Genomic DNA, 7,665 nt, shown 5'->3' with positions numbered 1-7,665 from the left:
GGTACTGCCACACCAGGTGGGAGAGTAGGTCGCCGCCTCCTTCAAACCCCTTTACAAAACGTAAAGGGGTTTTTTTATGCCTTGAATTGACCTAAATTTGAAGGATGAATATAAATCGGTCTAATATACTATTAGAGGAAAAGTGGAATGCTTATTCTCATGGTTTAGGAGTGGTATTATCGCTAATTGGAGGAATATGGTTGCTAACAATCAGTAGGGACAATCAGCTATTTCCTTTAATTATTTATGCTTGCTCTTTAGTTCTTCTCTTTGCAGCATCTACTGTATATCATTCGGTTTATAAACCAGATATAAAGTTTAAACTTAGAAAACTAGATCATATAAGTATTTACTTTTTAATTGCTGGTACGTACACCCCAATATGTTTATCTATTTTAAAGCCTTCCAAAGGATTATTTCTTTTAATTTTGGTTTGGAGTATAGCTATTGTAGGTACTATTTTAAAATTAAGGTTTACCGGTAAATATGAGGCAATATCTTTGGTTCTTTATGGAATAATGGGCTGGTTGGTAGTTATTGATTTTGATTTTATACTTCAAAACGATATTGTAGATTTTACGTATTTAGCCATAGGTGGAATTTTCTACACACTAGGAATATTATTTTATGCTATTAAACGTATTCCCTACAACCATTTCATTTGGCATATTTTTGTTTTATTTGGTGCAGCTTTTCATTGGTTTTTTATCTATAAGGAAGTAGTATTAAATTATTAGCTTAAAATTACTCCAATTTTACATAAAATAAGCGGTGGTAATCCCCAATATGATTACTAATAATTTTTGCAAGTTGAAGGAATGCCCTTTAGAACTTTCAAAAAGAATTATGGTTGCTATATGTAAAAATACACCTATGGACAAGGCGTGTAAAAAGATTTTATAATCTGAAAAGAAGGGCGAGGAACTCGCTAAATAACTTCCTAGAGGCGTCATAATGGCGAAAAGTAATATAAATAAGTAGGTGAACTTTTTCTTGAGCTCTGAATTAATTAAAAAAATTGATAAGATAAGGGCTATAGGTATCTTGTGTACTAAGATTCCCAGTAAAATATTATTATTTTTAGTAATAGGCATTCCTTCAACTAAAGCATGGATAGATAGACTGATAAATAATATAACGGGAAATTTATTTTTTTCTAAAGAAAAATGCATGTGCCCATGTTCTGCACCTTTAGAAAAGAATTCTAAAAATATTTGTAAAAGTAAACCGGCCAAAATAAATAGCGCTATTGTTTTGCTATTCGTTTTGGTATATACAGATGGTAATAATTCAAAAAAGGTTAGTGATAAAAGGAAAGACCCACTAAAAGCGAGCAATAGGTTAATGAACAAGGTTTTTTTTGGATTAAAAACCTTAACCAGAATAAAACTTAGTAAAACCGCTAATACGGGTAGAATATAAATCATTAAAAATAACAAAGGGTAAGGTGCAAAATTACCCTATTTTTGGAGAAATGAATGCATATATATGAGTGGTAATTTTAAGATGTTAGCAAAGACGCTTTTTGGGTTTGAACCTATCTTGGCAAAAGAGTTGAGAAATCTGGGTGCAAGTAATGTTAGGGAAGGTGTTAGAAACGTAACTTTTGAAGGGGATACTGGATTTTTATATAAAGCCAATTTAAGTTTGCGAACAGCCTTGAAGGTTTATAAGCCCATAAAGGAATTTAGAATTTCCAATGAAAAACAATTTTACAGAGAGCTTTTCTCTATAGACTGGCCTTCTATTTTTGATGTTTCCCAAACCTTTGCTTTTGATACTACAATGAATACAGAGTTATTCAATAATTCTATGTTTGTTTCTTTAAAGGCAAAAGATGCATTGGTAGACCGTTTTAGACAGGACGTTAAAGAACGGCCAAATGTAGATTCCCAAAATGCTTCGGTTAGAATAAACATTCATATTTATGATAATCAGTGCACCGTTAGCTTAGATAGTTCAGGTTCGTCCTTACATCAAAGGGGTTATAAAGTAGAAACAAATATTGCCCCAATAAATGAGGTATTGGCTGCCGGATTGTTATTGCAAAGTGGATGGGACGGTCTTACCAATTTATTAGATCCTATGTGCGGTAGTGGAACTTTTCTTATAGAGGCGGCTATGATCGCTTGCAACATTCCTGCAAATATAAACAGGGAAAAATATGCCTTTAAAAATTGGTTGGATTATGATGAAGAACTGTTTTTAAAGATTGTAGATTCCAGTTTAAATAAAGTACGAGAATTTAGATACAAGATTATAGGTTACGATAAAGCTCCATCTGCGGTACGTAAAGCCCAAACAAATGTTGAGCATGCCAACTTGGAAGAATATATCACTATTGAACGTAAAGATTTTTTTAGAACAGAAAAACCAACTGAAGGTAAATTGCACTTAGTTTGCAATCCTCCATACGGTGAACGCCTAAATGTGGAGATGGAAACGTTTTATGGTAAAATAGGAGATACGTTAAAGCAGAATTATCCAGGAACTGATGCTTGGATGATAACGGCTAATTTAGATGCTTTAAAACATGTTGGACTTAGACCGTCTAGAAAAATAAAAACGTTTAATGGTAAACTAGAATCTAGATGGGTTAGATACGAAATGTATGAGGGTAGTAAAAAACAGAAATATCAAAATAAAGAATAAAATAAAGGGCAACTTGTTAGTTGCCCTTTATTTTTAAATATCACATCTTAACAATGCATCTTTTAAAGCCGCAATTTTATCTTCCCAAGAAACAATGAATTCTTGAGCAACATAACCTTCAAACCCGGTTTCGTGTATTGCTTTAATAATTGCAGGATAATATAGTTCTTGTGTTTCATCTATTTCGTTCCGGCCAGGAACACCGGCGGTATGGTAATGTCCAAAATATTGATGGTATTGTTTTATGCTATTTATAATATCTCCCTCTTGAATTTGCATATGGTAAATATCATATAATAGCTTAAAATTATCACTGCCTAATCTTCGGCATAATTCCACTCCCCAAAGGCTGCTGTCGCACATGTAATCTGGGTGGTTTATCTGATTGAATAATTCCATCTGCAAGACAACACCATGTTTTTCTGCTATGGGCATAAGCTGAGCAAGGCCTTCGTAACAGTTTTGCAGTCCAACATAATCATCCATCCCTCTGCGGTTTCCGCTGAAACAAATTAAATTGGTATAACCGGCATCTGCTACTTTTGGGATTACTTCTTTATAGTTTTTAATAAGCTGTTCATGATTTTTTGGTTCATTAAAACCGTCTGTAAGCCCTAGTTCTGCCCCATTGCACATGGCACAATGAATATCGTATTTTTTTAACAAGGAAAAATTGTCCGGACCAATTAAATCTATGCCTTTGACTCCTAAATCTTTTAATATTGCCAAAAATTCCTCCAGCGGATACGAAGCAAAACACCATTGTGCTACACTATGGTTGATATTATTTTTAAGCTTAAAATCTTTTTTGGACGATGCCGTGCTTTGAGCGGATAAACTAGTTGTGGCCGCACCAGCGGTTCCAGCTGCAGCAGTTGCTATAAAATTGCGTCGTTTCATTATTATTGTGGTTATTTGTCCTAGAAAGATACTACTTTCATATGAAATGTATATGTTACACGATAAACAAAAACTGTTAGAGTTGGTTCATTACAAAATGCCTTTTGGAAAATACAAGGGCAGGTATTTAGTTGATTTACCTATAGCTTACTTGGTATGGTTCAGGCAGAAAGGTTACCCGCCAGGTAAATTAGGCGCACATATGCAGACCATGTTAGATATAAAATCTGATGGCTTGGAACCTATGATTAAAAAATTACAGAAAGAATTTCCCTTAGAATGACCCAAATTTTAACTGGTTTGTTGTAATTTTACGCCCCGTAACGTTGAATTTTGAACATGTCAGAGACTAAGTATATTTTTGTTACGGGCGGAGTAACTTCATCTTTAGGAAAAGGAATTATAGCAGCATCTTTAGCTAAACTCTTGCAGGCAAGGGGCTATAAAACCACCATACAAAAATTAGATCCTTATATAAATGTAGATCCTGGAACCCTAAACCCTTATGAGCATGGCGAGTGCTATGTTACAGAAGATGGGGCAGAAACTGATTTGGATTTGGGGCATTATGAGCGTTTTCTTAACGTTAATACGAGTCAGGCAAACAACGTTACCACTGGTAGAATTTATCAAAGCGTAATAGAAAAAGAGCGTAGAGGAGAATTTCTAGGTAAAACCGTACAGGTAGTACCACATATTACCAATGAAATAAAGGACCGAATCCAGATTTTAGGGAAGAGCGGTGATTACGATATTGTTATTACAGAGATAGGAGGCACGGTTGGTGATATTGAATCTTTACCATATATAGAATCTGTTAGGCAATTGCTATGGGAACTTGGTGATTTTAATGCCATAGTAATACACTTAACATTGGTTCCTTACCTAGCTGCAGCCGGAGAACTAAAGACCAAGCCTACCCAACACTCTGTAAAAACATTAATGGAAAGTGGTATAAAGGCAGATATTTTAGTTTGTAGGACCGAGCATGAAATTTCTGAAGAAAAACGTGAAAAATTGGCTCTTTTCTGCAATGTAAAAAAAGAAGCGGTTATACAATCCATAGACGCAAGTACTATCTATGATGTTCCTTTATTAATGCAAGAACAAGGACTAGATACCGTTACACTCAAAAAATTAGGATTACCAGATACATCAGAACCAGATTTAAACCGTTGGAAAGAGTTTTTGGATAGGCATAAGAATCCAAAACATGAGGTTACCATAGGTTTAATAGGTAAATATGTAGAATTACAAGATTCATATAAATCTATTTTAGAGGCATTTATACATGCAGGTGCCGCAAATGAGGTAAAAGTTAACGTACGTTTTATACATTCAGAATATTTGAAACCCAATAATGTAGACAAAAAACTGAAAGGATTAGATGGCGTATTGGTAGCACCAGGTTTTGGAGAAAGAGGTATAGAAGGTAAAATTAAAGCCGTACAATACGCTAGGGAAAACAAAGTACCTTTCTTAGGTATTTGTTTGGGTATGCAAATGGCGGTAATAGAATTTGCCAGAAACGTTTTGGGTTTAAAGGATGCAAATTCCATAGAAATGAACCCAGACACTCCAGACCCAGTTATCAACCTGATGGAAGAGCAAAAATCCGTTACAGAAAAGGGAGGCACTATGCGCTTGGGAGCTTGGGAGTGTGTACTTGAAAAAGGTAGCCTAGTTAGTGCAGCGTACAACGGAGCAAATACTATTATGGAGCGCCACAGGCATCGTTTTGAATTTAATAATGCCTATAAGGAAAGTTTAGAGCAAAAAGGTATGATGGCAACCGGTTATAATACTAAAGCAAATTTGGTAGAAATTGTGGAAGTAAAAGACCATCCTTTCTTCGTTGGCGTTCAATATCATCCAGAATATAAGAGTACCGTTGCCAATCCACATCCTTTATTTGTTGGGTTTGTAAAGGCTGTATTAAATAGAAAGCTACAAGAAAGCAGTGCCACTTTGGCATAAAAGTATTTTTTGGGCATATATTTGCTAGCTAGAGCAATAAATAATTTATTCTAAGTAATTTTCATGGAAGAGAAGAAACTGGATATCAAGTCTATAATCGGATTCGTATTAATATTTGGTATCCTTCTGGGCTGGATGTATTTAAGACAGCCATCTGAAGAAGAGTTGGCCGCACAAAAAGCACAACAAGAGCAATTGGCAGCCAAAGAAGATGCAGAGCAAACTGCACAGCTTAAGGCCAATTCTGAACCAAAAGAGCCAACCTTAAATATAAATGATTCTACGGCTGTAGCTAATTATAAGAAAGCCGTAGGCGAATTTGGTTTTACCAAAACACAAGATGGTACCACTTTATTGGAGAACAATGTAATCTCCTTGGTTGTTTCTAATAAAGGGGGGCAGATAGAGGAAGCAAAAATGAAAGATTTTGTAACCTATGATAGTGTTCCTGTTTATTTGGTAAAAGATAACAATGCAGATTTTGGATTAAATTTTACTACTAATGACAATAGGGTTTTAGATACACAAGATTTATATTTTGAACCAAGTTTAACCAGTAGTGGAGAGAATAAAGTACTTTCCATGAAAGCAAAAGTATCTAATAACCAGTATTTAGAATTTAGATATGAGATAAAACCGAATGATTATTTGGTGGACTTTACCATTAGGTCTCAAGGATTAAATGGGGTTTTTAACAGCTCTAAACCAGTAGAACTTAAATGGGATTTAAAGGGAATTAGGCACAGTAAAAGTGTTCGATATGAGAATAGATATACTCGTTTAACCTATAATCACGAGGATGGTAAAATTAGCAAGCTAAGTGAAAGTAGCGACGAAGATGAGGAAACCGAAGAAGACATTAAGTGGATATCTTACAGGCAACACTTTTTTAGCTCTATTCTTGCCACAGATCAAAACTTTAAATCGGCCAAATTAGTTTCTAAAAACCTAGTAGAAGAGGAGAGTAAGACCATTAAGTTTACCAAAGATTATAGTACTGTTGCTTCTTTAAATTTACAAGGAGGTGAGTTAAACCAAAGCATGTATTGGTATTATGGTCCTACAGATGTTAAAACATTTGAATCTTATAATAAGGTTGATAAATATAAAGACTTAAACCTTGTAGAGTCAATACCATTTGGTTGGGGTATTTTTGGTTGGATCAACCGTTATGTATTTACCCCATTCTACGGATTTTTAAGTTCGTTCTTGCCTTATGGAATAGCTATTATAGTTATGACTATCATGGTGCGTTTGGCATTGTCTCCTGTAACTTATAAATCGTACTTGTCTCAGGCTAAAATGAAGGTGTTAAAACCAGAAATTACTGAGTTAAACGATAAGTACAAGGACAATGCGATGAAAAAGCAGCAAGAAACCATGAAACTGTATAATAAAGCAGGTGTAAGCCCAATGAGTGGCTGTGTTCCTGCATTGCTACAGTTACCAATTTTCTATGCACTTTTCATGTTTTTCCCAACTTCATTTGCGTTAAGGCAAAAATCTTTTTTATGGGCAGAAGATTTAAGTTCTTATGATACAATTTTTGAATTACCTTTTACCATTCCATTCTACGGAGACCACGTAAGTTTGTTTCCAATTTTGGCTTCTGTTGCAATTTTCTTTTATATGACTTTGACCACTGGACAAACCATGCAAATGCAACAACAGCCTGGTATGCCAAATATGAAGTTCATCATGTACTTATCTCCAATTATGATGTTGTTCTTCTTTAACAATTATGCGAGTGGTTTAAGTTTGTACTATTTTGTTTCTAACTTGATTACAATATTTATCATGTTGGCAATAAAAAACTATATCATTAATGAAGATAAAATCCATGCTCAAATACAAGAAAACAAGAAAAAACCTAAAAAGGAAAATCGTTTTCAGCGTAAGATGAGAGAGATGATGGAAGAAGCGGAAGCACAGAAAAAATCTGGCCGTGGACGCTAAACTAAGTTGATAAAATATATCTGGGGGGAACTTTTATAAAGCTTCCCCCTTTTTTTATTAGGGGGAAACTTTTTCCAATTGTAATAGGTATAGTTTGGAAAGATTTAGGACTCCAAAGATGCGTTTCTTATACCCAATTACAAATTAATAGTTGTAAAACGGTCTTTTTTGTATGGTAAA

Annotated in this window: 7 protein-coding genes; 5 read left to right on the top strand and 2 right to left on the bottom strand. The window is 34.6% G+C overall.

What is annotated here, in order from left to right; translation table 11 throughout:
* The first annotated feature begins 104 nt into the window (after positions 1 to 104).
* Positions 105 to 737, top strand: coding sequence for a PAQR family membrane homeostasis protein TrhA (trhA, locus tag ACXAGS_RS12765; protein WP_474907227.1), 633 nt, complete (start codon positions 105 to 107; stop codon positions 735 to 737).
* A gap of 18 nt (positions 738 to 755) precedes the next feature.
* On the opposite strand, the gene ACXAGS_RS12760 is transcribed toward trhA, so the two are convergent.
* The gene (locus ACXAGS_RS12760) at positions 756 to 1,427 is read right to left on the bottom strand and encodes a ZIP family metal transporter (RefSeq protein WP_474907225.1); all 672 of its coding nucleotides are present in this window, start codon (positions 1,425 to 1,427) and stop codon (positions 756 to 758) included.
* Between the two features lie 61 nt (positions 1,428 to 1,488).
* Here ACXAGS_RS12760 and ACXAGS_RS12755 point away from each other — a divergent pair, with 61 nt between their 5' ends.
* Positions 1,489 to 2,652 carry a THUMP domain-containing class I SAM-dependent RNA methyltransferase gene (locus tag ACXAGS_RS12755; protein ID WP_474907223.1) on the top strand — a complete coding sequence of 388 codons (1,164 nt, stop codon included), beginning with the start codon at positions 1,489 to 1,491 and terminating at the stop codon, positions 2,650 to 2,652.
* Between the two features lie 33 nt (positions 2,653 to 2,685).
* Here ACXAGS_RS12755 and ACXAGS_RS12750 read toward each other — a convergent pair whose 3' ends face one another.
* Positions 2,686 to 3,552 (bottom strand): hydroxypyruvate isomerase family protein, encoded by an 867-nt coding sequence (locus tag ACXAGS_RS12750; protein WP_474907221.1) that lies wholly within the window; start codon positions 3,550 to 3,552, stop codon positions 2,686 to 2,688.
* A 46-nt stretch (positions 3,553 to 3,598) separates the two neighbouring features.
* Between ACXAGS_RS12750 and ACXAGS_RS12745 the strand changes: the two genes are divergently transcribed.
* The 3 genes from ACXAGS_RS12745 (at position 3,599) to yidC (ending at position 7,485) form a co-directional block, all read left to right on the top strand.
* On the top strand, positions 3,599 to 3,835 hold the full coding sequence (locus tag ACXAGS_RS12745) for a DUF3820 family protein (RefSeq protein WP_474907220.1): 237 nt from the start codon (positions 3,599 to 3,601) through the stop codon (positions 3,833 to 3,835).
* A 56-nt stretch (positions 3,836 to 3,891) separates the two neighbouring features.
* Positions 3,892 to 5,529: a CTP synthase gene (locus tag ACXAGS_RS12740; protein ID WP_474907218.1), complete on the top strand. Its 1,638-nt coding sequence runs from the start codon at positions 3,892 to 3,894 to the stop codon at positions 5,527 to 5,529.
* 63 nt (positions 5,530 to 5,592) lie between these two features.
* Positions 5,593 to 7,485, top strand: coding sequence for a membrane protein insertase YidC (yidC, locus tag ACXAGS_RS12735; RefSeq protein ID WP_474907216.1), 1,893 nt, complete (start codon positions 5,593 to 5,595; stop codon positions 7,483 to 7,485).
* The last annotated feature ends 180 nt before the right edge of the window (positions 7,486 to 7,665 follow it).

The sequence above is a fragment of the Croceivirga sp. ABH4_376 genome (assembly GCF_056160685.1).
The sequence above is the reverse complement of the archived record's forward strand: the minus strand, read 5'-3'. Positions and strand labels throughout refer to the sequence as shown.

Excerpts from the sequence above, each read along its gene's own strand:
- trhA (WP_474907227.1), top strand. The coding sequence starts at position 105 with ATGAATATAAATCGGTCTAATATACTATTAGAGGAAAAGTGGAATGCT.
- ACXAGS_RS12760 (WP_474907225.1), bottom strand. The coding sequence starts at position 1,427 with ATGATTTATATTCTACCCGTATTAGCGGTTTTACTAAGTTTTATTCTG.
- ACXAGS_RS12755 (WP_474907223.1), top strand. The coding sequence starts at position 1,489 with ATGAGTGGTAATTTTAAGATGTTAGCAAAGACGCTTTTTGGGTTTGAA.
- ACXAGS_RS12750 (WP_474907221.1), bottom strand. The coding sequence starts at position 3,552 with ATGAAACGACGCAATTTTATAGCAACTGCTGCAGCTGGAACCGCTGGT.
- ACXAGS_RS12745 (WP_474907220.1), top strand. The coding sequence starts at position 3,599 with ATGTATATGTTACACGATAAACAAAAACTGTTAGAGTTGGTTCATTAC.
- ACXAGS_RS12740 (WP_474907218.1), top strand. The coding sequence starts at position 3,892 with ATGTCAGAGACTAAGTATATTTTTGTTACGGGCGGAGTAACTTCATCT.
- yidC (WP_474907216.1), top strand. The coding sequence starts at position 5,593 with ATGGAAGAGAAGAAACTGGATATCAAGTCTATAATCGGATTCGTATTA.